Raw genomic sequence first — 21,315 nt, forward strand, 5'->3', positions numbered from 1 at the left:
CTCGGTGCGGCCGTCGAAGGGAAGGGCCATGGACAGGCCTCGCAAGGTTCTGATCTCCGGCGCGAGCATCGCCGGACCCGCGCTCGCCCACTGGCTGGACCGCTACGGCTTCGAGGTCACCGTCGTCGAGAAGGCGTCCGCGCTCCGGGGCGGCGGGTACGCCGTCGACATCCGGGGCACGGCACGCGAGGTCGTCGAGCGGATGGGCCTGCTCCCGCAGCTGCGCGCGGCGCACGTCGACTCGCGCCGGATCAGCTTCGTCGACGCCGACGGCGCCCTCATCGGCGCCCTCAGTCCCGAGGCCCTCACCGGCAGCGACGAGGGCCTCGATCTGGAGGTGCGGCGCGGCGATCTCGCGGACGCCCTCTCCGGCGCCGTCGGCGACAGGGTGGAGTTCCTGTTCGGCGACTCCATCGCCGCCCTGCACGACGACGGCGACCGCGTCGACGTCACCTTCGTCAGCGGCGCCCGGCGCACCTTCGACCTGGTGGTCGGCGCCGACGGGCTGCACTCGAACACCCGGCGCCTGGTCATGGGCCCGGAGGAGCCCTTCCACCGCTACCTGGGCTTCACCTTCGCCGGGTTCACCCTCCCCAACGACCTGGGCCTTTCCCATGAGGCCGTCGCCTGGAACGTCCCCGGCCGGTCCGCCGTCCTCAACGCCCACGAACCCACCGAGCCGGTGCACGGGTTCCTCAACTTCGCCCGCGCGACACCGCCGTTCGAGGCCTTCCGCGACCCCCGGGCGCAGCGTGATCTGGTCGCGGCGATGTTCCCGGAGCAGACCTGGCAGGTTCCGCGCATGGTGGCGGCGATGCGGGAGGCCGACGACCTGTTCTTCGACGTCGTCAGCCAGATCCACCTGCCGAGCTGGTCGCGCGGGCGGGTCGTGCTGGCCGGGGACGCCGCGCACGCCACCTCGTTCATGTCCGGGCAGGGCTCCAGCGTCTCCCTGGTCGGCGCCTACGTCCTGGCCGGTGAACTGGCCACGCACGCCGACCACACGGCCGCGTTCGCCGCGTACGAGCGGACCCTGCGGCCGTTCGCCGAGCAGAACCAGGCGCTGGCCGGGACGGACGGCGGCGCCGTCACACCCCGTACCCAGGAGGCCCTGGACGCCCGTGACGCACTGCTGCGCGGCGAGGCGGCGTGGCCGGCGGACGCCCAGCGCGCCACCCACAGCAGCCTGGCCCTGCCTCACTACCGCCGCGCCGAGGACTCGGTCAGCGCCGCTTGATCCCCGACTGGGCCATCGGCGCGAGGGTCTGCCCGGTGACGGGAACGTCCCCGAGCGCCGCGTCGCACGCGGCCAGCACGTCGTCGGACAGCTCGACCCCGGAGGCGGCGGCGTTGGCGTGCACCTGCTCGGGGCGCGAGGCGCCGGTGATGGCCGAGGCGACCTCACCGCGGCGCAGCACCCAGGCCAGCGCCAGGGTCGGCAGGGTCAGCCCCGCACCGTCGGCGATCGGCGCCAGCCGCTGGACGGCTTCGAGGGCGGCGTCGGAGTAGACGACCTCCCGCGCGACGCCCATCGTCTCGCTGGCGAACCGGCTGCCCTCCGGAACCGGCTCACCGGGCCGGTACTTGCCGGTCAGGACACCCTGCGCGAGCGGCGACCAGACGATCTGCCCGATGCCGTTCGCCTCGCACAGCCCGAAGACCTCCGCCTCGGGCGCCTGCCACAGCATCGAGTACTGCGGCTGCGAGGAGACGAACAACTCGGGCCCGGCGACCTCGATGCCCGCCCTGATCTGGTCGGGCGTCCACTCGCTGAAGCCCAGATAACGGGCCTTGCCCTGCTCCACGACCTTCTGGAGCGCCTCGACGGTGTCCTCGATCGGCACGTCCGGGTCGAAGCGGTGCGCCTGGTAGAGGTCGACGTGGTCGGTCTTCAGCCGGGCCAGCGACGCGTCGATCTGCCGGGCGATCTGGGCGGGGGCCAGGCCCTTGTCGGCCGGGTCGTCGGACATCTGGCCCCAGACCTTGGTGGCCAGGATGTAGGAGTCACGCGGGTGGGCGGAGAGGATCTCGCCCCAGGCGGTCTCGGCGGCGCCCCGCCCGTAGACGTTGGCGGTGTCGAAGAAGTTGATGCCGGCGTCGAAGGCGGCCTCGGTGCACGCGCGGGTCTGGTCGGCCTCGATGCCGCCCGAGTAGGTCAGCCACGACCCGAGGGAGATCTCCGAGACCTCCAGGTCCGAGCTGCCGAGTGTGCGGTATCGCATGGGATGCTCCTGTGCTGGTCGGGTCGGGTCGGTCGGGTCGGTCGGGTTCGGTCGGCCGAGGGGCGGCGGTGGCACGGGTGGGGCCGCGCCCAGCGTTCCCTGGGGGAGATTCTCGCTGTCGGGGCGCCGGTCAGCCAGTGATACGGCGCGGTTCCCGGATCTCGGGTCAGGCGGAGACGTCCGCGTCCAGGTGGCGGCGCAGCTCCGTCACGACCGCCGGGATCTCCCGCCGGAACGCCGCGTGGTCCAGACCGTCGTCGGCGACGACGGCCAGCAGGGCGCGGTCACCGACGGCCGTCACGATCACGTGCCCGGTGCTGCACTGCGCGCTGATCTCCCGGAGCGTACCCGTCGCGCCCTGGTCGGCGAGCCGGTTGCCGAGGGAGAGGGTGGCGGCGGCGACGGCGGCCATGGACTCCGCGTGGGTCTTGCTGACATCACTGGTGACGACCAGGCCGTCGCCGGTGGCCAGGACGCTTTCGGTGACACCCATCACCTTGTCCCGCAGGGAGACCAGGAGATCGTTCACAGGGTCGCTCATGGCGTCTTCTTCTTTCATGTCGAGCGCGTGCGGATGAAGTGGGGGGAGGAAGAGGAGTCCAACGGCGGTGAGGTCACGGCGCGGCCAGGCGCGGGTCTCCGGGCACCCGGGCCGGTCGCCACCGGCGTCCCCGCACCACGAGGTCGGGGTGCGCGGGACAGCCGGGGGCAGGTCAGGCCGATGCGGTCGGGGGACGGGTCGGGGCCGGGGTGCCCCTGCCCGGCAGCCGGCGGGGCAGCGGCACGGCCGTGGGGGAGGCCGGTGCCGGGGTCGCCGGACCGCGGGTCGCGGTGCTCGGTCTCTGCGGTGCGGCGGGCGCGGTCGGCTGGACGAGGCCCAGCGCGAGCAGCCGGCGCAGGTCGATCATCACGGCGAACAGACCACGCCCGAGCGCGAACGCGAGGTCCCTCGGGGTACGGCGGCCGTCGGTGTTGGCCAGCACGTCCTGGTGCCGTGCGGGCAGCGCGCCCACCGCGCCGGGCACCTGGGCACCGGGCGCCACCTGCATACGGCTGCGGGCGAATTCGGCGATCGAGCCGGGCGCACCCGCCAGCAGCTCGGCCCGCCGGACGGTCTCGCCGACGAGCCGCTCGGGGGTGATGCCCGCGTTGCGGTGCAGCACCGGCACGGGCTCGGAGACCTCCCAGCCCTCGGGCCGGCTCAGGGAGAGCGCGAACGCCGCGTCGAACAGCGCGCTCAGGCTGACGACCTCCAACTCACCGCCGCCGACCAGGCCCCGGGCGACCAGGGCCTCGGCGAGGTGGGCGTGCGTGGTGTCCGTGGCGCAGACCGACGCCCAGCTCTCCTCGGTGATCCGTCCCGACCTGAGCAGCAGGCTCTCGATGCCCGGAGCGGCCGGCGTCTCCATGGCGACGACGAGACCGTCCCGCACATGGATGGTGCCGCCCGGCGCCCCGGTCACCCGCACGGTGCAGGACTGCTTGCGGGCCAGCAGGTCCGCCAGCAGGGCGGGGACGGTGCGGGGTCCGGTGCCGGGGCCGGTGATGTCGTCGATCATCGCAGCAGGTCGTCCGCGTGCCGGGCCAGGTCGCGCAGCGCCCAGGTGATGTTGGTGCGGTCCCGGTCGACGTTCGCGCACAACAGCAAGGGGTCGCCGGTCCGCTCCATCTGGAGGGTCACGAGGTGCCGGGTGGCGGTGGTCACGATGATGCTCTCCAACTCGCCCTCGACACCGGCCCGGTGGAGGCGCGTACGCGCGATGTCGGCTGTCTCGCAGGCATCCTGACTGCCGCTCACATCGCCGAGGGTCGCGTAGGCAAGTCCGGTGACCGCGTCGACGAGGGCGGCTCCGCTGAGGCCCTGCGTGGTGAGAGTGCCGCCGAGTGCGACGTCGAGCGATGACAACATGTCCCCCTATCGGCCGCTCCACCAGCACACTACTTTATTTGCCAACTCTTGCGACACTGGCCAAAGATGGCGTTGTCTGAACAGGCGCGGTACACAAAAAGACTGTTTTTGCGCTTCGACCGCTCGTCCCGAGGGTCGTCAAGGAATCGAGGGCACCACCGTGAACATGGAGAGCACGCTCAAGGAAGCGATGGCCATCGAAGGGGCCCTCGGCGTGGCCCTGGTCGACTACGAGAGCGGCATGTCGCTGGGCGTGCTGGGCGGTGGCCCGCACCTCGACCTGGAGGTCGCGGCGGCCGGCAACACGGAGGTGCTGCGCGCCAAGCAGCGCACCCTGAAGTCGATCGACATGGATGACCAGATCGAGGACATCCTGATCACCCTCGGCCATCAGTACCACCTGGTCAGGCCGCTGGTGAGCACGCGCGGCACGCTCTTCCTGTACCTGGCCCTCGACCGCAACCGCAGCAACCTCGCCCTCGCCCGCCACAGCCTCAAGCGCCTCGAAGCGTCCATGGAGATCTGACACCCCAAGTCCCCTTCGGGGCGGGCGCGTCCGCCCCGGGGCGGGCCCGTCCGCGCGCCCTCCGTCCTCCGCGTCCGGGTGAACGGCCTTGCCCCTGAAGGGGGTTGAGGTCGGCCGGTCGCGGACATCGGATGCCGACGAACCCCGCACGACTCTCGCCCGGGCAGACACGTCACCGGTATACAGGGCCAGTCGACCGGCGACCGCGTACCCGGGAGGTCCCGCCATGAACCGCGCCCCGCACTCGTCCCCCTCGACGCCAGGCCCGGGACGCGGCAGAACGATGGCCACCGCGGCCACCGGCTGCGCCCTGGTCGTCGCCCTCGCCGCCCCGGCGGCCGCCCAGGGGCCCGGCTTCGGCCACGGGCACGGCACCCGGTACGTCGCCCTCGGCGACTCCTACACCTCGGGCCCACTGATCCCGAACCAGACCGACGCCAACTGCGCACGCTCCGACCACAATTACCCCTCGCTGGTCGCGGCGGCGGGCCGGGCGACGGCCCTGAAGGACGTGAGCTGCTCCGGGGCGACCACCGCCGAGATGTGGCAGGCGCAGGGCACCAACGGGCCCCAACTGGACGCCGTCCGGCGCGACACCGACCTCGTCACCGTCCAAGTCGGCGGCAACGACATCGGGTTCGGCTCCGTCATCACGACCTGCGCGCAGGTCGCCTCCCAGGACCTGACGGGCGCCCCCTGCCGCCGGTACTACACCTCCGGCGGCGCCGACCGGCTGGCGCTCGCCGTAGTGGCGACGGCGCCGAAGATCGCCCGGGTGCTGAAGGGTGTGCGGGCGAGGGCGCCGCACGCGCGCGTGGTCGTCGTCGGCTACCCGGACCTGCTGCCCGACGACGGCACGGGCTGCTATCCGACGGTGCCGTTCGCGGCCCAGGACTTCGCCTATCTGCGGGACACCGAGAAGCGGCTCAACCTGATGCTGCGGCTGGTGGCCGCGATGCACCGCGCCGCGTATGTCGACACCTACCGCCCCACGATCGGCCACGACATGTGCAAGGCTCCGGCCGACCGCTGGATCGAACCCCTGCGGCCCACCTCCCCGGCCGCGCCCGCCCACCCCAACGCCCGGGGCGAACAGGCCATGGCCCGCGCGGTCCTCACCCGCCTCGGCACGAGGCACGGGCACGGGCGCTGACCTCCGGGCGGGCGGCGTGACGGGTGCGGCACCTGTTAGGGGCACGGGTAACCCGCGAGGGTGAATGTCCGGTAACTGGCGAGGATTTGCCCTTCGCGAGGATTGTCCGGCGAGCGGGTACGGGAAGGCTCACGGGGCCGACGGCGTCCAGTCGTCCCGGAGGTGCCGGGGAGCGACGCGCGCCGCATCCGATCCCGAAAGGAGGTGCACAGATGAAGCTCCTCTTCGCCGTACGCAACAGGGTCGCCGCCCGCAAGAGCCTCAAGGCGAGCGCCTGGTACCTCTGGTACTGACCCCGCCCTCGCCCTTGTCCGGCGAGTCGCCGACATCGTTGTCCCGTCGCATCCACGGTCGTTCGGGACAACGATGTCCGGGGCTCACGGCGGGGCGCCGCGCACCGGCACCACCCCACCGCCCCGGAGAACCGATGGCCCTGTCCGTCACACCGCGCCCGCGCACCACCGTGTTCGCCCCACGGCTCGCCGCCCTGCTCCGTGACCATCTCGGCAAGGACGTGTTCCGGCTCGAACCCGACACGGTCGGCGTCGCCGGGCCCGAGGTCACCGACCGCATTCTCGCGGCGCGCCGGGCCACCGAGACCGAGCGGCCCACCTTCAAGCCCCTGCACGGGCGTTCCATCTCACGGGCCGAGGCGTCCGCCGTGACCAGGACCGTCGGCCACGACGTCCGCGCGGCACTGAGCCGCCCCCTGCCCGAGGACATCGACCTCGCCGGTCCCTGGCCACTGACCGGCCACCTCTTCCTGCGCGACCTGATCCTCGGTCAAGATCCGCGCAGATTAAGGCTGTTGATGAGCCGTACCCTCGAACTGACTCCGAAACTCACCTGGTCGGTGATCTCCGTCGGTGCCGCCCTGCCCGGCTGGCCCACACCCGGCGGCCCTCTCACCGGGCTCGGCGAGAGGGCCGCCCGCGCGGTCGGCTACCAGGAACGCCGGTACGCGATGGGCATGTACCGCAGGGCCGCGGCCCCGGTCTGCTTCACCGTGTCGACGCTGGTCTCCAACGCCCTGTGGCTGGGCGCCCCGTTCGCCGACGACACACCAGGCCGGCATCTCATCCACGAGTCCCTGCGGCTGCTGCCGCCCTCCTGGAACATCCTGCGCAACGCCTCTCCGGAGTACGGCGCCATCGACGGCCGGATCGGCGACGCCGACGACGTCCTGGTGCTGCCGTTCCTCTCGCACCGCGACCCGGCCCTGTGGGACGACCCCGACACCTTCCGACCCGAACGCTGGGAGCACCTGGACCCCGACACCACCCCCGGCTATCTGCCGTTCGGCCACTCCTCCGAACGCTGCTGGGGACGGCACATGGTGCTGCCGCTCGCCGAACTCCTCCTGGAACTCGTCCGCGAGGCCGGCCTGGTGGTCGACCGCGACCAGCACTACGGCAAGGTCCCGCTCCTCGGCCTCCTCGGCGTCGAGGAGGTCCGCCTGACCCGACGCCGCTGACACCGGGCCAGACCCGACGCCGCTGACACGGGCCAGACCCGACACCGCTGACACCGGGCCCGCCCCCGCCCGTCTCACCCGCCCCGCATCCACGCCCGGGTCCCGAACGACGCGCACGCCCGGGACGCCACCGCCGCCGCCCCGCGCAGCGCCTCGACGAAGCCCGCCTGCGTCAACTCGCCCCGGGACGCCAGGAGATGGGCCAGCGCCCCGTGCAGGACGTCTCCCGCGCCGAGGGTGTCCGTCACCGGCACGGGCGGCACCTCGACCGTGCCGTCACCGTCGGGGCCCGCCCACATCAGGGACGCGCCGCCCCGGCTGACCGCCGCCCAACTGACGCCCCGCGCGCGCAGGAAGCGCAGGGTGTCCGCCGGGGTGCGGGTGCCGGGAGGGCGGAAGGCGGCCGAGCAGACGGCTGCGTCGACGAAGGGCAGCAGCGCGTCGGTGCCGTCCTTCCAACTGCCGCCGTCCAGCAGGGTCGTTCGGCCGGTCTCGCGTGCCGTCCGGGCGGCGGCCACCGCCAACGCGCCGTGGTGGCCGTCGAGTTCGACGAGGTCGCAGGCCGCCACCAGGCGCCCGAGATCGGCGGGCGGGGCCAGCCGGTGGGCGGTGGCGTCGGTGGAGGCGACCGCGCGTGCACCGGTGGCCTCGGTCACCAGGACGGACGACACGGCGGGCGGCCCGGCCGCGTCGGCCGCGAGGTCCACCACCCGCACGCCCAGACCGGTCAGGTCCGCCGTGGCCGCGACGCCCAGCGGATGGGCGCCGATCGCGGTCAGCAGCGTGGCCGCGCCCCCGAGATGGGCGAAGACCACGGCGGCGCCCGCGGCGGGACCCCCGGCGGCGACGACCTGCTGACGTGCCGTCAGCTTCTCGTCGTCGCCCGGGACATGGTCCACGAGCTGGATGACGTCCAGCGTGCAGAGCCCGACGAACAGGCCGTGCGGGCGTCGGGTCGAGGTGGTCGGCACGTCCATCGGGGGTCCCTCCCGCACGGCGATGTGTGGTGCGGGAAGTACACCAGACGCGCCCCGGCCGGTGGGCTACCGCAGGCGCCGGGCGCGCAGGACGACATCGTGCGTGTGCGGTGTCCCGGCAGGACCGGGCCGGGTGCGCGGGCGCCGCTCCTGGACCAGCACCGTCCAGTCGTCGCCGAGCAGCGCGGCCACGTCGGCGGGCTGGTGGAAGGAGGCGGGGTCGATGCCTCCTTCCAGCACCGGCGGCAGATCGGCGAGGTCGTGGGAGACGAAGAGCAGGGTGCCGCCCGGCGCGACGGCACGCACCAGGCCGTCCAGCGAGGCCGTGCGGGGGAACGGGAAGTAGTGGACGGACACCAGGTCGAACGCGTCCGCCGGGGGAGGCGTGAGCGTCAGGTCGGCGCGCGTCCACTCCGTCCGGTCCGCGACATCGGCGCCCGCCGCCACGGCGCGCTCCAGGGCGGTCGCGGAGATGTCGGCGCCGGTGACCCGCCAGCCGCGCCGGGCCAGCCACAGCGCGTCGCCACCCTCACCGCACCCCACGTCGAGCGCCCGCCCCGGCGTCAGGTCGGCGGTCTCGGTGACGAGCACGCCGTTCGGCTCGCCGCTGAAGAGCCGGTCGCTGCTGCGGTAGCGCTCGTCCCAGAACTGGGCGTCCATGACCGTCACGGTCGGTCCTCTCCTCGGTTCCTCACTGACAGGGCCGCCGGGTCACCCGGCGCCTCGCCCCCCAACCTGCTCCCGCCCGGGGCACCACGCCAGCGCCCGTTGCCGAAACCGCAAAACACCCGCGAACGGCGAGCCCGGCGCCCTCGACAGCGGGCCGCCGCCGACGCCCGCTCCCTCCGGCGGTGATGGCTTCAACTCCCTTTGCCCATAAGCGAGATGGCCAACGACGGTGTGGTGACCGGCGTCCACGTGGTGCCCTCGGCCGAAGGGGCAATCCGCCTGAATCACCCCAGCGAGGCCGGGGTGGGCGCCGTTCCCGTCACGTGACGCGATCTCGACCCTGGTCCCTACCGGTCAGAGTTGGCTGAAAATATGCGTTCTGGGGGCCGGGGGAGGGGCGTCAAGGGAGGCAGAGCGAGCGTCAAGTGCCTGGTAGGCGAGTGCGCCGGTGTCATATGCCCGCCGATGTCGGATCGCCCAACTACCACATCTGAGCGTCCCGGTGGCCGTTTCTCGACGAAGTGAACTCGTGTGAGGGCTGGGGCCGTTGTGGGGGTACCCGGGCTCGACACCATGACTAGCATGAGCGGCGTGCTTGATCCGGATGAGTGACGGCCCTGACCAGCCTCCTCCGGTTGCCCGGCGACGTAACAGCCGCCCACCCCACTCCTGCTCTCACGGACCGAGGGACCGCGGAATGCCAGTGCCTGCTCGCCCCCGCCCACGCCGATCCGTGAAAGGCGTGCGCCCCACCCCCCTGCTCTTTCCCGCCATCCTGCTCCTGACGGCCGCCGCCGGAGCGACCGCGACCCTCCTCGCCCCCGACGGCGCCCGCTCCTGGGTGCTCGGCACGGCGATCGCCGCCTGGTGCTGCCTCGCCGCCGTCGTGGCCGTCACCTCCGCACAGCTGCGCCGGGCCCGCGGTCAGGCGGCCGCCCGCGCCGGCGAGCTGGAGATGACCAAGAACAACTGGATGCAGCAGAGCGCCGAGGCCTCCCAGCTCGTCAGCGTGACCCTGCCCGAGATCGCCAAGCGCGTGAAGAACGGCGCGAGCGCCGCCGAGGCCCTGCCCGGCGTCCCCGCCCCCTCCGACCCGCACCAACGGCAGATGCTCCACCTCTTCGCCGCCGAACTCGACGAATCGGTTCGCCGCGCCGATCAGGCACAGGCCGAACTCGACGCCCTGCGCGCCGAACGCACCCGGGGCGCCGACGAGATGGAACGGCTCTCCAAGGAGACGCTGCCCGCCGCCGTCGCCCTGCTGCGCACCGGCAGCTCCGCCAACACCGTGCTCGCCAGGTTCGACTGGCCGCACAGCTCCCTGCTGCGCATCGCCGCCGACTTCTTCGTCCGCGAACTCGCCTACAGCGAACGCCGGTCCGCCGCCGCCGAGGCCGCCTCCGCGAAGGCCCTCAGCCGCGTCCAGGCCAAGACCGTCGGCATGCTCGCCGACCTGCGCGACATGCAGGACCGGCACGGCGGCGAGGTCTTCGGCGACCTGCTGCGCCTGGACCACAGCACCTCCCAACTCGGCCTGATGACCGACCGGTTGGCCCTGCTGATGGGTGGCCGCTCCAGCCGCGTGTGGAACAGACCGATCGTCATGGAGAGCATCCTGCGCGGCGCCGTCGGCCGCATCGCCGCCTACCGCCGGGTGCGCCTGCACTCCTCCAGCAAGGCCGCCATCGCCGGTTTCGCCGCCGAGGGCGTCATGCACCTGCTGGCCGAACTGATGGACAACGCCGCCAACTTCTCGCCACCCATCGACGAGGTCCACGTCTACGTCGAGGAACGCAGCGCCGGACTCGTCGTCACCATCGAGGACAGCGGCCTGAAGATGTCCGACGCGGCCATGCGCCGCGCCGAGGAGTCCGTCTCCGGACGCAACGTCGATCTCGCCTCCCTCCAGGGCACCCGCCTCGGCCTCGGCGTCGTCGGACGCCTCGCCGTCAAGTACGGCATCAGCGTCAACTACCGGCCCTCCTCACGCGGTGGGACCGGCGTCGTCGTTCTCCTGCCGCCCCAACTCGTCGCCCAGCAGCGTGAGTCGGCCGCCCAGCAGCGGCCCCGGCACGCCGCGCCGGTGCCCGCGCCCGCCCCTGCGCCCGCCGTCGAGGAAGCCCCGCCCGTGCGCCCGCCCTCGGCCGCGCCCCCCGGGGAACCGGCCCCGAGCCTCGGCATCCCGCGCACCCGGGGCACCGCCACCCCGGGCGGACTGCCCGTGCGGGCCCCCGGCCTGACCATGGCCGAGGCCGACCGGGACCGCCGTCCGACGGCCGCCGAACCACCCACCACCGTGCCCACCGAACCGGGCCCCGCCCGCGACGCCGGGAGCCGCTTCGGCGCCTTCCACCGTGGCCGGCACGGCGCCGCCGGACCCGCCAGGACCGGCGACGACGACGGACACGACACCGTGGCCGACGACTGACCTGCCGGGCCCCGCGCACCGCCCAGGGCCCGGCACCCCCCCACGCCCCCGCAGATTCGCCGTACTTCGCTGGATTGGAGGAACGGGCCGGGTGACCTCGACCAGGTCGACACCCGCCCCACCCACCATGGAGACCACTGACAACAGCCTCACCTGGCTCCTCATGAACCTCTTGGAGCGCACGCCTGGCACCCGCCACGCGCTCGTCCTGTCGCGGGACGGCCTGAAGCTGTGCTGGACCGAGCACCTCACGCTCGACCAGGCCGACCAGCTCTCGGCCATCTGCTCCGGCATCCAGGCCCTCGCCCAGGGCGCCTCCGTGGAGTTCGGCGACGGCTCGGGCGGCGTGCGGCACTCCATGACCGAGTTCCACGGCGGCCTGCTGTTCATCGTGGAGGCCGGTCAGGGCGCGCACCTCGCCGTCGTCGCCCAGGAGAGCGCCGACCCCGGCGTCGTCGGCCACCAGATGACCGAGCTGGTCGAACAGATCGGCGAGCACCTGCGCGCCGAGCCCCGCACACCCGCCGTCCGGGGTGCCACCAGGTGACCAACAAACCCGTGGACATCGGCGACCCGGACCGCCTGTACACGGTCACGGGCGGACGCAGCGAGGCCGACGACACCTTCGACCTGGTGACCCTCATCGTCAGCGAGTGCGAACCGACGGCCGGGATGCAGTCGGAACACGTCCGGATTCTCGAACTGTGCCGTCACCCGACCGCACTCGTCGAGGTCTCCGCCGAACTGAAGCTGCCCATCACGGTCGTCCGGATTCTCCTCGGCGACCTCCACGACATGGGCCGGATCAGCGCCCGCCACCCCCGCGCGGCCCGCTCCGTCGCGGCCCTCCCCGAAACCGCCCTGCTCCAGGAGGTGCTCCATGGGCTCCGCAACCTCTGAAGCGCCCTCCCAGCGCACACCGCTGGCCGACGGCGCCGAGACCGGCCTGAAGATCGTCGTGGTGGGCGGATTCGGCGTCGGCAAGACCACCCTGGTCCGCTCGGTCAGCGAGATCAGACCGCTGAACACCGAAGAGGTCATGACCACCGCAGGTCAGGGCGTCGACGAGACGGCCGGTGTGGAACGCAAGACCACCACGACCGTCGCCTTCGACTTCGGGCGCATCAGCCTCAACCAGAGCATGGTGCTGTACCTGTTCGGCGCCCCGGGCCAGGAACGCTTCTGGTACCTGTGGGACCGGCTGTTCTCCGGCACGCTCGGCGCGGTCGTCCTCGTCGACACCCGGCGCATGCAGGACTCCTGGTACGCGATAGACCGGCTGGAACACCACCGCACCCCGTTCGTGGTGGCCGTCAACCGCTTCGACGACGACCAGTCCCGCTTCTCCCTCGACGAGATCCGCCAGGCCCTCGCCCTCGGCGCGCACGTACCGATGGTCGACTGCGACGCGCGGGTGCGGGCCTCGGGCAAGGAGGTCCTCATCACCCTGGTGGACCACCTCTACGCATTGGCACTGTCCCAGGAGAGGAAACCGTGAGCGACACCCCCGGCTCCCCGGCCGCGACCACGCCGCCGCCCGGCTGCCCCGCGCACGCCGACGCCGTGCCCCTGGGCGGCCTTGAGTACCAGCAGACGCCTGCCCAGCTGTACCGCACGCTGCGCCGGGAGCACGGCGCGGTCGCCCCGGTGCTGCTGGACGGCGGCGTCCCGGCCTGGCTGGTCCTCGGCTACCCCGAGGTCTCCTACGTGACCAGCCACGACGAGCTGTTCGCCCGCGACTCCCGGCGCTGGAACCAGTGGCCGAACATCCCCGCGGACTGGCCGCTGCTCCCGTTCGTCGGCTACCAGCCCTCCGTGCTGTTCACCGAGCGCGAGGAGCACCAGCGGCGGGCCGGCGTGATCACCGGGGCCCTGGAGGGCGTCGACCAGTTCGAGCTGGCCCGTGAGTGCCAGCTGATCGCCGAGCAGCTGATCACCGCGTTCTCCGGCAGCGGCCGGGCCGAGCTGATGACCATGTACGCGCACGCCCTGCCCGCCCGCGGCGTGCTGTGGATGTGCGGGATGCCGCAGGACAGCGCCGACACCGACCAACTCGTCGACGACCTGCGGATCTCCCTCGACGCCGGGGAGGGCGACGACCCGGTCGCCGCGTACGGCAGGGTCGGCGAGCGGATCACGCGGCTGGTGCGGGAGAAACGCGAGCGGCCGGGGCCCGACGTCACCTCCCGGATGATCCTCGACCCGGCGGGGCTCAGCGACGAGGAGATCGTGCAGGACCTGATCTCCGTGATCGCCGCCGCGCAGCAGCCGACCGCCAACTGGATCTGCAACACGCTGCGGCTGCTGCTCACCGACGAGCGCTTCGCGGTCAACGTCTCCGGCGGCCGGGTCAGCGTCGGCGACGCGCTCAATGAGGTGCTGTGGCTGGACACGCCGACGCAGAACTTCATCGGCCGGTGGGCGGTGCGGGACACCCAGCTCGGCGGGCGGCTGATCCGGGAGGGCGACTGCCTCGTCCTCGGCCTCGCGGCGGCCAACACCGACCCGCAGATCTGGCCCGAGTCCCATGTCGGCGCCGAGAACTCCGCGCACCTGTCCTTCAGCAACGGCGAACACCGCTGCCCCTACCCGGCCCCGCTGCTGGCGGACGTCATGGCGCGCACGGCCGTCGAGACGCTCCTCGACCATCTGCCCGACCTCGTACTGAGCGTGAAGGCGGACGAGTTGACGTGGCGGCCGTCCATCTGGATGCGCGGACTGACCTCCCTGCCCGTGGAGTTCACGCCCGCCGCCCGCTGACCGCCCCCTCCGCGCACCCGGCCCGACGGGCACGCGGAGCGTCAACGGCCGTGCCGAGCACGTCGGTCAGGCGGGCACCGGGGTGAAGCGCACCGGCAGCGACTGCGGGCCCCGGGTGAACACGCCCTGTTCGGCCGGGTGGTGGCCGTCGGCGAGCCGCAGGTCGGGCATCGCGTCCAGGAGCTGACTCACGCCGATCTCCACCTCCGCCTTGGCGAGCAGCGCGCCGACGCAGAAGTGCCGGCCGAGCGCGAACGCCAGATGGTCGGCGGCGGCCGAGAACGCCGACGTCGTGCTGAGGTCGGTGCGGAAGATGTCGAACCGGTCGGGCTCGTGGTACCGGCCGGGGTCCCGGCCCGCGGCGCCGATCAGACAGGTCACCGTGGCGCCGGTCGGTATGGTGCCGCCGCTGACCTCGACGTCGGTCGCCGTCTGCCGCATGATCATGTGCACCGGCGGGGTGTAGCGCAACGTCTCCGCGAACGCCGCCGCGATCAGACTCCGGTCGTCGCGGACCGCCGCCAACTGGTCGGGATGCGTCAGCAGGTTGGCGAAAATGCTCGCGATCGCCTTGTCGGTGGTCTCCCCGCCGGCCGCGAGGAGCAGGCTACAGAACGCCTTGATGTCCTCGTCGCTCATCCGGACGCCGTCGACCTCGGCCGCGCACAGCGTGGACAGCAGATCGTCGCCCAGGTGGTCCCGGCGCTCCCGGATGATCGGGAACATGTACTCGGCGAACTCCACCCGGGTGCGCTCGCCCGCCGCCGTCACCTCCGGGTCCCCGGAGAGGTTGCCGAGGAAGGCGATGACCGTCGTGTACCAGCCGTGGAACCGGGCGTGATCGCTCTTGTCCAGGCCCAGCATGTCCGCGATCACGTTCACCGGGAACCGGGTCGCGTAGTCGCCGACGAGGTCCGCGGTGCCCGAGTGCCGGAAGCCGGCGATGAGTTCACGCGAGTTGCGCTCGATGACCGGCAGGAACTTCTCCTGGAGGTCGGTGCCCCGGAAGGCGGGCGCCACGAGCGCCCGCCGCACCGCGTGCTCGCGCCCGCTCATCTGGAGGATCGTCTTCCCGTGCACGGGCTCGATCTGCCAGTTGTAGTTGTCGGTCGTGAACTGCGCCTTCTTGTCCTTGAAGACGCGTTCCACGTCCTCGTAGCGGGAGATGACGTAGCTCTGGGTGGCCTCGTGCCAGATCAGGGGCTCTTTCTCCCGCATCACCGCGTAGGCGGGGTAGGGATTCGCCGCGAAGTCGGACGACAGGATGTCGGGCACCCGGTGGGCAGTGGACACGGAACTCCTCAAGGTGGACAACTGACCTAGGTGAGTAGGTTATTGATCTTGCCATGGCTCAAACAGTCCAGCCCTGGCCGAAGTTGAGCGTTTCCACTACTCTGCGGCACGACAGCCCGGCCGTACACCCGTCACACCCGTCGGTGTGCGATCCGTCCGTGACTGACGGGTCTGCACCGGTCACCGCTGATCACCGAATTGCGGATGTGTCGTGCGAGTTTCAAAGTGGCGCGGATTGTGTCTTGACGGTGTGCATCCTGTCGGCGTTGGCTGTGCAGTCACCTGGTCACCAGGACGCTCACTCCTGCCCGAAAGGCCACTTGCACGTGAACTCTCGCACCACCCGCAGACCCGCCACGCCTCGTCTCGCCGTCGCGGTGACCGCATCGGCGTCGGCCTTCCTGCTCACGGCCTGCGGTGCGCTCGACTCAGTGGCCGGGGATGACAGTTCCACGACCCCGAACAAGCGGAACGACATCACGGTCGGGCTCCTGCTGCCCGACCGGGACACGGCGCGCTTCGACAAGTTCGACTACCCGCTCATCGAGAAGCACGTGAAGTCGCTGACGGCGGGCAAGGGCAAGGTCGTCTACGCCAACGCCGAGGCGAGCGCGACCAAGCAGAACGCGCAGATGGAGCAGATGATCGCCGACAAGGCGGACGTCCTCCTGGTGGACGCGGTCGACGCGAAGGCGATCGCCTCGTCCATCGAGAAGGCCAAGGCCGCCGGCATCCCCGTCATCGCCTACGACCGGCTCGCCCAGGGCCCCATCACGGCCTATGTGTCGCACGACAACGAACTCGTCGGCGAGGTGCAGGGCCGCGCCATCGTCGACGCCCTCGGCGCCGACGCCAAGAGCAGCAAGATCGTGATGCTCAACGGCTCGCTCCCCGACCCGAACACCGCCCGCTTCAAGCAGGGCGCGCTCAGCGAGCTGAAGAACCGCGTCATCATCGCCAAGTCCTACAACACCGAGGAGTGGGTCCCGGAGATCGCCGAGGCCAACATGAAGAAGGCGATCGCGGCGCTCGGCGTGGACAACATCGCCGCCGTCTACGCGGCCAACGACGGCATAGCCGGGGCGGCCATCAAGGCCCTGAAGGACGCGGGCGTCGCCAAGATGCCGCCGGTGACCGGGCAGGACGCCGAACTGGTCGCGGTCCAGCGGATCGTGTCCGGCGAGCAGTACATGACCGTCTACAAGCCGTTCCCCCAGGAGGCCACGGACGCCGCCGAGTTGGCCGTCGCCAAGGTGCGCAACAGCAAGCTGCGCTTCGACGCGCTCGCCACCGAAACCGTCGACAGCCCGTCGGACCAGGGCATTCCGGCCCGCCTTGTGCCCGTGGTCGCGCTGACCAAGGACAACATCAAGGACACGGTGATCGAGGACGGCGTCTACACCGTCAAGGACATCTGCACCGCCGCCTACAAGGCGGACTGCGCGGCCATCGGCCTGGAGTAGCCCCTCGCCGGGCGGGGCGGAGCGGGACGGGGGGACCGGCCCGCTGCTGCCCCACCGGGACGGACGACGGGCGCCTCGTCCCGCCGGGGAGTCAGGGCGACGGGACGCGGGCCACCGCCGCGTAGACGCCGCTGGGCGCCGCGTCGACAGTGGCCGTGCCCCATTCCGTCGCCGTGACCAGGCCGGGGGCGACGAGGTCGAGACCGTCGAGGAAGCGGGCGACCTCGGTGCGGGTGCGGAAGCCGAGCGTGATGCCGCCCCGGGCGTACTCGGCGGTGGCCTTCGCGGCCAGCTCGGGGAGCAGGTCCGAGGCGCCGTGCGACAGCACCAGATAGCTGCCCGGCGCCAGGGTGGCGACCAGGTCACGGACGATGGCGTGGGCGTCCTGCCCGTCCGGAACGAAGTGCATCAGCGCGATCAGCGACAGGGCGATCGGCCGGTCGAAGTCCAGGGTGGCGCGGGCGTGTTCGACGATGCGCCCCGGCCGGCGGACGTCGGCCTCGATGTAGTCGGTGACGCCCTCGGTGCCGCTGATGAGCAGCGCCTCGGCGTGCCGCAGGACGATCGGGTCGTTGTCGGCGTACACGACCTTCGCCGTCGGCACGATCCGCTGCACGACCTGGTGCAGATTGGGCTCGGTGGGTATGCCCGTGCCGATGTCCAGGAACTGGTCGACGCCCTGTCCGGCCAGCCAGGCCGCCGCCCGGTGCATGAACTGCCGGTTCTGCCGCGCCGCGTCCTTCGCCGCCGGCGGCAGACTCTGGCCGACGGCCTCGTCGACCGGGTAGTTGTCCTTGCCGCCCAGCAGCCAGTCGTAGACCCGGGCGGGGTGCGCCTTGCTGGTGTCGATGGTCGGGGGCGCCTCGGGGCCGTCGGTCATCTCGTCCACTCCATCGCGCCGGGGACCCGGAGGCCGGGCCGAACAGTCGATCATCCTACGGGCGGGGAGCTGCCCGGGAAACGGGGTGAAGGGGAGGTTCCGTGAGCGCCCGGGGAGAGGTGGGTGACGCAGGTCACATCGGGGGGTGTCACATGCGGCGGGGCTGTCCGGTCATAGCTGTGTCCCCAACGACACGACACAGGAGTCCGTCATGGAAGCCCGTCTGAACCTCTTCGCCAACCCGGTCTCGGCCAAGGCCTTCAAGCACCTCAACGCCGTCGGGACGGTCCTGGAGAACTCGACCCTGCCGGCCGCGACCCAGGAGCTGGTGAAGATCCGCGCCAGCCAGATCAACGGCTGCGGCTTCTGCACCGACATGCACGTCAAGGAGGCCGCCCACGCCGGTGAGACCCACCAGCGCCTGCATCTCGTCGCGGTCTGGCGCGAGGCCACCGTCTTCACCGACGCCGAGCGGGCCGCCCTCGAACTGGTCGAGGAGGGCACCCGGATCGCCGACGCGGCCGGTGGCGTCCCGGACGACGTCTGGGCGAACGCGGCCAAGCACTACGACGAGGAACAGCTCGGCGCCCTGGTCCTCCTCATCGCGATGATCAACGCCTTCAACCGCATCAACGTCCTCGTCCGCCAGCCCGCCGGCACCTACCAGGCAGGCCAACTCGCCGCACTCCACCGCACCTTCGAGTGACACACCCCCCGGCCGCGCGCCCCGCCACCACTTCGCGCGGCCGGTGTGAGGCGGGGGCGGTGTGGAGGAGGCGAATCGGGCCGCGCGGCCGGGCGGGGCACGGAAGACTGTCCCCCGTGTCGAGTCAATTACCGCCCATCGCCCCAGGGTTCGTCGGCCGCCGGGACGAGTCCGACGAACTCGCCGATGCCCTGCGCGCCCACCGGCTGACCACCCTCACCGGGTCCGGCGGCGTCGGCAAGAGCCGCCTCGCCCTGCACGCCGCCGACCGGCTCGCGCGCACCGCACACCGCGACGCGGCCTGGGCCGACCTGTGGCAACTGCGCGACGACCGGCTCCTGGTGGCCACCGTCGCGGACGCCGTCGGGTTCGCCGACCACACCCCGGACACCCCGCTCGACGCCCTCGCCGCCTGGCTGGCCGACCGGGACCTGCTGCTCGTCCTGGACTCCTGCGAACACCTGCTGCCCGGCTGCGCCGCCCTCGTCGGCCATCTGCTGCGCGCCTGCCCGCGCCTGACCGTCCTCACGACCAGCCGCGAACCCCTCGCGCTGCCCGGCGAACGGCGCATCGTGCTGGCGCCGCTGCCCGTCGACACCGACGCCCCGGCGCTGCTCGCCCGCCTCGCCGCCGACGCCGGCCGACCGCTCACCGGCGTGGCCGACGCCGTCGTCGCGGCCCGGCTCTGCGCCCGCCTCCAGGGCATCCCGCTCGCCGTCGAACTCGCCGCCGGACACCTCGCCGACCGTGCCCTCAAGGACGTCGACCGCGCACTCGCCCTGCTGCTCGACCTCGCCGCCACCGACGCGCGCGGCGGACCGCCCCGGCACCGGGCCCTGCGCACCACCATCGGCTGGAGCCACGAACTGTGCGCACCGCCCGAACGGCTGCTCTGGGCCCGCCTGTCGGTGTTCCGCGGCTCCATGGACGCCGAGGCCGTGAGCGCGGTCTGCGCGGGCGGCCCGCTCACCCCCGCCGACGTCGCCCAGGCCCTCACCGGACTCGAACGCAAGTCGGTGATCAGCCGCGACGGCGACCGCTACCGGATGCTGGACACCGTCCGCGAGTACGGGCGGATGTGGCTCGACGCCCTCGGCGAGACCGGCGCCGTCGCCGACCGGCACGCCCGCCACCACGCGCACGCCGCCCGCCGGGCCGACCGGGCCTGGTTCGGCGCCGATCAGATCCGCTGGTACGGCTGGATCGGCCGCACCCACGTCGACCTGTGCACCGCCCTCGACCACCTGCTGCTCACCCGCCCCGACGACGCCGTCGAGATGGCCGGGCACCTCAGCTTCTTCTGGAGCTGCTGCGGCCATCTCCCCGAAGCCGCCCGCTACCTCGAAGAGGCCCTCGACCTGTCCACCGCCCCCGGCCCCACCCGCACCCGGGCCCTGTGGGCGCTCGGCGTCGTACGGGTGCTGCGCGGGGAGCACGAGGAGGGCCGCGCCCTGGCCCAGGCCTGCCGGCGCCTGGCCGAACGGACCGGCGACACCGACGCCCTGCTCGGATCGGCCTACCTGCTCTCCCTGACCCACCTGCTCGGCGGCCGTCCGCTGGCCGCCGAGCACGTGGTGGAGTCGGCGCTCGCCCAGACCGCCCAGGCCGGTGGGTCCGGCACCGGACGGGTGCTGTGCCGGCTCTCCCGGGTCTTCGCGTACACCTCCCGTGGCCTCGCCGTCGAGGCCCGCGAGGCGGCCGCCGAACTGCGCCGCGAGTCCGTCGCCCGGGACGAGTGGTGGACCCGTTCCTACATCGACTACCAACTCGCCGTCATGGCCCTCGCCGAGGAGCGGGCCGACACCGCCACCACCCACGCCCTGTCCATGCTGGAGGGCAAGTTGCGCATCGGCGACAGCTTCGGACTCGCCCTCGGCCTGGACATCCTCGCCTCCGCGCTGGCCGCCCAGGGCGCGGGCGAACGCGCGGTCGCCGCCCACACCGCGGCCGAACGGTACTGGAGCGCCGTCGGCCACCCGCAGCGCGGCACCCCGGAACTGGCGCCGCTGCGGGCCCGGTACGAGCAGACCGCGCGCTCCCTGCTGGGCGACGACGGCTACGACGAGGCGACCGCCCGCTCGATGCTGCGCGGGCCCGGCGCGATCACCCGGGAACTCCTCGGCCGCACCCCTCCCGGACGGTGAGGACTAGTCCGAGGTGGGCTGGGGCGTGGGTGTGGCGCCGGAACGGTCCAGTTCGTCGGCGAAGGCGCGCAGCGCGTCGGCCAGTTCGCGCTTGGTCGGCAACTGGTCGACCTTGTGGTCGAGTTCGGTGATGCGCCGGTTCAGCTCGGCCAGGTCGGCCGGTGCGGACGGCTGGTCCGTGGGGTCGGGCCCGTCCGAGGGCTCGGGGTCGCCCGGCACCGTCGGGTCCGAGGTGGACGTGGGCGTCGGGTCCGGCGTGTCCCCGGACCCGGCCGACGTCGAGCCGCTGCCGCCGTCGGTTGCACCCTCGTCGGTGCCGCCGCCCGTGCTCGTGCCCGGGTCCGTGCCCGGGTCCGTCGGGTCGGCGCTCGCCGCCGTGGTCCGCGCGGTGGATGCGCCGCCCGAGCCGTCCGCGAGCGCGACGCCCAAGCTGAGCGCCAGCAGGACCGTCGCCCCCGCGGCGACGGCCATGAAGCGTCTGAGCGGGCGACGGCCGGTCAGGGCGGCCGGTGTTCGGGAGGCGGATGAGTCCGAAGTGTTCTCTGTGTCGGTCATGCGTACGACGCTAGGACGAACCCGGCACCGGACGGAGAACTTCCGCGCAACCGGCGGGAGTCCACGCAAGAGGAGGCAGCCGATCCGCCCTCCGCGCGGCCGGTCCGGTGTGGGTCCCGTCGGCGGGGGCACCCGGAGGGCGCACGGTGCCACCGG

Annotated in this window: 22 protein-coding genes; 13 read left to right on the forward strand and 9 right to left on the reverse strand. The window is 72.5% G+C overall.

Features of this window, described 5'->3' with window-relative positions; all coding sequences use genetic code 11:
* Positions 1-28 precede the first annotated feature (28 nt).
* Positions 29-1,237: an FAD-dependent monooxygenase gene (locus ACIQOU_RS12390; protein WP_401536377.1), complete on the forward strand. Its 1,209-nt coding sequence runs from the start codon at positions 29-31 to the stop codon at positions 1,235-1,237.
* On the opposite strand, the gene ACIQOU_RS12395 is transcribed toward ACIQOU_RS12390, so the two are convergent.
* The 4 genes from ACIQOU_RS12395 to ACIQOU_RS12410 form a co-directional block, all read right to left on the reverse strand.
* Positions 1,224-2,222 carry an aldo/keto reductase family protein gene (locus ACIQOU_RS12395; RefSeq protein ID WP_401536379.1) on the reverse strand — a complete coding sequence of 333 codons (999 nt, stop codon included), beginning with the start codon at positions 2,220-2,222 and terminating at the stop codon, positions 1,224-1,226. The genes ACIQOU_RS12390 and ACIQOU_RS12395 overlap by 14 nt on opposite strands.
* 166 nt (positions 2,223-2,388) lie before the next feature.
* On the reverse strand, positions 2,389-2,763 hold the full coding sequence (locus ACIQOU_RS12400) for a roadblock/LC7 domain-containing protein (RefSeq protein ID WP_401536380.1): 375 nt from the start codon (positions 2,761-2,763) through the stop codon (positions 2,389-2,391).
* A 172-nt stretch (positions 2,764-2,935) separates the two neighbouring features.
* Entirely contained in the window at positions 2,936-3,781 is an 846-nt protein-coding gene (locus ACIQOU_RS12405) for a hypothetical protein (protein ID WP_401536382.1), read from the reverse strand.
* Positions 3,778-4,131: a hypothetical protein gene (locus ACIQOU_RS12410; RefSeq protein ID WP_401536383.1), complete on the reverse strand. Its 354-nt coding sequence runs from the start codon at positions 4,129-4,131 to the stop codon at positions 3,778-3,780. Before ACIQOU_RS12410 ends, ACIQOU_RS12405 begins: the two co-directional genes overlap by 4 nt.
* Positions 4,132-4,291: 160 nt before the next feature.
* Between ACIQOU_RS12410 and ACIQOU_RS12415 the strand changes: the two genes are divergently transcribed.
* From ACIQOU_RS12415 to ACIQOU_RS12430, 4 genes are all read left to right on the forward strand, one after another.
* Complete coding sequence (locus ACIQOU_RS12415) at positions 4,292-4,657, forward strand: hypothetical protein (protein WP_401536384.1); 366 nt, start codon at positions 4,292-4,294, stop codon at positions 4,655-4,657.
* Between the two features lie 283 nt (positions 4,658-4,940).
* The gene (locus tag ACIQOU_RS12420) at positions 4,941-5,810 is read left to right on the forward strand and encodes an SGNH/GDSL hydrolase family protein (RefSeq protein WP_401536385.1); all 870 of its coding nucleotides are present in this window, start codon (positions 4,941-4,943) and stop codon (positions 5,808-5,810) included.
* Between the two features lie 212 nt (positions 5,811-6,022).
* Positions 6,023-6,103 (forward strand): tryptorubin family RiPP precursor, encoded by an 81-nt coding sequence (locus ACIQOU_RS12425; RefSeq protein ID WP_401536732.1) that lies wholly within the window; start codon positions 6,023-6,025, stop codon positions 6,101-6,103.
* Between the two features lie 134 nt (positions 6,104-6,237).
* A complete protein-coding gene (locus ACIQOU_RS12430; protein ID WP_401536386.1) occupies positions 6,238-7,284 on the forward strand; it encodes a cytochrome P450 in 1,047 nt (348 codons plus the stop codon).
* Positions 7,285-7,358: 74 nt separating this feature from the next.
* On the opposite strand, the gene ACIQOU_RS12435 is transcribed toward ACIQOU_RS12430, so the two are convergent.
* Positions 7,359-8,261 carry a PfkB family carbohydrate kinase gene (locus ACIQOU_RS12435; protein ID WP_401536388.1) on the reverse strand — a complete coding sequence of 301 codons (903 nt, stop codon included), beginning with the start codon at positions 8,259-8,261 and terminating at the stop codon, positions 7,359-7,361.
* A gap of 66 nt (positions 8,262-8,327) precedes the next feature.
* Positions 8,328-8,921: a class I SAM-dependent methyltransferase gene (locus ACIQOU_RS12440; protein ID WP_401536734.1), complete on the reverse strand. Its 594-nt coding sequence runs from the start codon at positions 8,919-8,921 to the stop codon at positions 8,328-8,330.
* A gap of 706 nt (positions 8,922-9,627) precedes the next feature.
* Between ACIQOU_RS12440 and ACIQOU_RS12445 the strand changes: the two genes are divergently transcribed.
* The 5 genes from ACIQOU_RS12445 (at position 9,628) to ACIQOU_RS12465 (ending at position 14,118) form a co-directional block, all read left to right on the forward strand.
* Positions 9,628-11,358, forward strand: a complete 1,731-nt coding sequence (locus ACIQOU_RS12445; protein ID WP_401536390.1) for a sensor histidine kinase — start codon at positions 9,628-9,630, stop codon at positions 11,356-11,358.
* A 127-nt stretch (positions 11,359-11,485) separates the two neighbouring features.
* Positions 11,486-11,905, forward strand: coding sequence for a roadblock/LC7 domain-containing protein (locus tag ACIQOU_RS12450; RefSeq protein WP_401536736.1), 420 nt, complete (start codon positions 11,486-11,488; stop codon positions 11,903-11,905).
* Positions 11,902-12,258: a DUF742 domain-containing protein gene (locus ACIQOU_RS12455; protein ID WP_401536391.1), complete on the forward strand. Its 357-nt coding sequence runs from the start codon at positions 11,902-11,904 to the stop codon at positions 12,256-12,258. Before ACIQOU_RS12450 ends, ACIQOU_RS12455 begins: the two co-directional genes overlap by 4 nt.
* Positions 12,239-12,856, forward strand: a complete 618-nt coding sequence (locus tag ACIQOU_RS12460; protein ID WP_401536392.1) for a GTP-binding protein — start codon at positions 12,239-12,241, stop codon at positions 12,854-12,856. Before ACIQOU_RS12455 ends, ACIQOU_RS12460 begins: the two co-directional genes overlap by 20 nt.
* Positions 12,853-14,118, forward strand: a complete 1,266-nt coding sequence (locus ACIQOU_RS12465; RefSeq protein ID WP_401536393.1) for a cytochrome P450 — start codon at positions 12,853-12,855, stop codon at positions 14,116-14,118. The genes ACIQOU_RS12460 and ACIQOU_RS12465 overlap by 4 nt, the downstream gene beginning before the upstream one ends.
* A 66-nt stretch (positions 14,119-14,184) precedes the next feature.
* Here the strand turns inward: ACIQOU_RS12465 and ACIQOU_RS12470 are convergent, their stop codons facing one another.
* Positions 14,185-15,411, reverse strand: coding sequence for a cytochrome P450 (locus ACIQOU_RS12470; protein WP_401536394.1), 1,227 nt, complete (start codon positions 15,409-15,411; stop codon positions 14,185-14,187).
* Positions 15,412-15,737: 326 nt separating this feature from the next.
* Between ACIQOU_RS12470 and ACIQOU_RS12475 the strand changes: the two genes are divergently transcribed.
* On the forward strand, positions 15,738-16,874 hold the full coding sequence (locus ACIQOU_RS12475) for a sugar ABC transporter substrate-binding protein (protein WP_401536395.1): 1,137 nt from the start codon (positions 15,738-15,740) through the stop codon (positions 16,872-16,874).
* 91 nt (positions 16,875-16,965) lie between these two features.
* On the opposite strand, the gene ACIQOU_RS12480 is transcribed toward ACIQOU_RS12475, so the two are convergent.
* Entirely contained in the window at positions 16,966-17,754 is a 789-nt protein-coding gene (locus ACIQOU_RS12480) for an SAM-dependent methyltransferase (protein WP_401536396.1), read from the reverse strand.
* Positions 17,755-17,965: 211 nt separating this feature from the next.
* Here ACIQOU_RS12480 and ACIQOU_RS12485 point away from each other — a divergent pair, with 211 nt between their 5' ends.
* Positions 17,966-18,460, forward strand: coding sequence for a carboxymuconolactone decarboxylase family protein (locus ACIQOU_RS12485; RefSeq protein ID WP_401536398.1), 495 nt, complete (start codon positions 17,966-17,968; stop codon positions 18,458-18,460).
* A 116-nt stretch (positions 18,461-18,576) separates the two neighbouring features.
* Positions 18,577-20,604, forward strand: coding sequence for an ATP-binding protein (locus ACIQOU_RS12490; protein ID WP_401536400.1), 2,028 nt, complete (start codon positions 18,577-18,579; stop codon positions 20,602-20,604).
* Positions 20,605-20,607: 3 nt separating this feature from the next.
* Here the strand turns inward: ACIQOU_RS12490 and ACIQOU_RS12495 are convergent, their stop codons facing one another.
* On the reverse strand, positions 20,608-21,159 hold the full coding sequence (locus ACIQOU_RS12495; protein WP_401536402.1) for a hypothetical protein: 552 nt from the start codon (positions 21,157-21,159) through the stop codon (positions 20,608-20,610).
* Positions 21,160-21,315 lie beyond the last annotated feature (156 nt).

Origin of the sequence: Streptomyces sp. NPDC091279 (genome assembly GCF_044757465.1) — a bacterium.
Lineage (GTDB): Bacteria > Actinomycetota > Actinomycetes > Streptomycetales > Streptomycetaceae > Streptomyces.

Coding starts and splice junctions, on each gene's coding strand:
- ACIQOU_RS12390 (WP_401536377.1), top strand. CDS start 29: ATGGACAGGCCTCGCAAGGTTCTGATCTCCGGCGCGAGCATCGCCGGA.
- ACIQOU_RS12395 (WP_401536379.1), bottom strand. CDS start 2,222: ATGCGATACCGCACACTCGGCAGCTCGGACCTGGAGGTCTCGGAGATC.
- ACIQOU_RS12400 (WP_401536380.1), bottom strand. CDS start 2,763: ATGAGCGACCCTGTGAACGATCTCCTGGTCTCCCTGCGGGACAAGGTG.
- ACIQOU_RS12405 (WP_401536382.1), bottom strand. CDS start 3,781: ATGATCGACGACATCACCGGCCCCGGCACCGGACCCCGCACCGTCCCC.
- ACIQOU_RS12410 (WP_401536383.1), bottom strand. CDS start 4,131: ATGTTGTCATCGCTCGACGTCGCACTCGGCGGCACTCTCACCACGCAG.
- ACIQOU_RS12420 (WP_401536385.1), top strand. CDS start 4,941: ATGGCCACCGCGGCCACCGGCTGCGCCCTGGTCGTCGCCCTCGCCGCC.
- ACIQOU_RS12425 (WP_401536732.1), top strand. CDS start 6,023: ATGAAGCTCCTCTTCGCCGTACGCAACAGGGTCGCCGCCCGCAAGAGC.
- ACIQOU_RS12430 (WP_401536386.1), top strand. CDS start 6,238: ATGGCCCTGTCCGTCACACCGCGCCCGCGCACCACCGTGTTCGCCCCA.
- ACIQOU_RS12435 (WP_401536388.1), bottom strand. CDS start 8,261: ATGGACGTGCCGACCACCTCGACCCGACGCCCGCACGGCCTGTTCGTC.
- ACIQOU_RS12440 (WP_401536734.1), bottom strand. CDS start 8,921: ATGGACGCCCAGTTCTGGGACGAGCGCTACCGCAGCAGCGACCGGCTC.
- ACIQOU_RS12445 (WP_401536390.1), top strand. CDS start 9,628: ATGCCAGTGCCTGCTCGCCCCCGCCCACGCCGATCCGTGAAAGGCGTG.
- ACIQOU_RS12450 (WP_401536736.1), top strand. CDS start 11,486: ATGGAGACCACTGACAACAGCCTCACCTGGCTCCTCATGAACCTCTTG.
- ACIQOU_RS12460 (WP_401536392.1), top strand. CDS start 12,239: ATGGGCTCCGCAACCTCTGAAGCGCCCTCCCAGCGCACACCGCTGGCC.
- ACIQOU_RS12480 (WP_401536396.1), bottom strand. CDS start 17,754: ATGACCGACGGCCCCGAGGCGCCCCCGACCATCGACACCAGCAAGGCG.
- ACIQOU_RS12485 (WP_401536398.1), top strand. CDS start 17,966: ATGGAAGCCCGTCTGAACCTCTTCGCCAACCCGGTCTCGGCCAAGGCC.
- ACIQOU_RS12495 (WP_401536402.1), bottom strand. CDS start 21,159: ATGACCGACACAGAGAACACTTCGGACTCATCCGCCTCCCGAACACCG.